The 698-nt window shown below is 68.5% G+C and carries 1 protein-coding gene; it reads left to right on the top strand.

What is annotated here, in order from left to right; all coding sequences use genetic code 11:
• Positions 1 to 36 precede the first annotated feature (36 nt).
• On the top strand, positions 37 to 698 hold a 662-nt coding region (gene flhF / locus ACSFA3_RS26025; protein WP_435508189.1), incomplete at its 3' end, for a flagellar biosynthesis GTPase FlhF.

The following is a 698-nucleotide window of genomic DNA, read 5'->3' on the forward strand; positions in this document are numbered from 1 at the left end:
CCGGCATGGAATTCAGCGAGCGTCCGCGCGAAGCCCGTGGCGATCGCGGCGCCTGCCGCACCGGCTGCGCCTGCGGCGCCGGTCCCGGTACCCGCACCCGCCGACAGCGTGCTCACCGAACTGCACTCCATGCGCGGAATGATCGAAGAGCAACTCGCCAGCGTCGTGTGGAACGACAAGCAGCGCCGCGACCCGGTGCGCGGCCGCTTGCTGCGCACGCTGCTCGGCGCGGGCTTCAGCGCGGGCCTGTCGAAGGCCATGCTGGAGAAGATGCCCACGGGCCAGACCTACGCCGAAGGCATGGCCTATGTGCGTTCGGAACTGATCCGCGCCGTGCCAGTGCATGAAGACGAAGACGCGCTGTTCGCGCAGGGCGGCGTGTATGCCCTGATGGGCCCGACCGGCGTAGGCAAGACCACCACCACCGCCAAGCTCGCCGCGCGCTGCGTGATGCGCTTCGGTGCCGACAAGCTCGCGCTGGTGACCACCGACAGCTACCGCATCGGCGCCTACGAGCAGCTGCGCATCTACGGCCAGATCCTCAACGTGCCGGTGTACGCCGTGAAGGATGCGGCCGACCTGCACCTGGTGCTGCAGGACCTGCGCGACAAGCACATGGTGTTGATAGACCCCGTCGGCATGAGCCAGCGCGACGGTGCCGTATCGGAACAGATCGCGATGCTGGGCCAGAGCCAGCG

It is taken from the genome of Variovorax glucosi, from assembly GCF_051216695.1.
Classification (GTDB): domain Bacteria; phylum Pseudomonadota; class Gammaproteobacteria; order Burkholderiales; family Burkholderiaceae_C; genus Variovorax.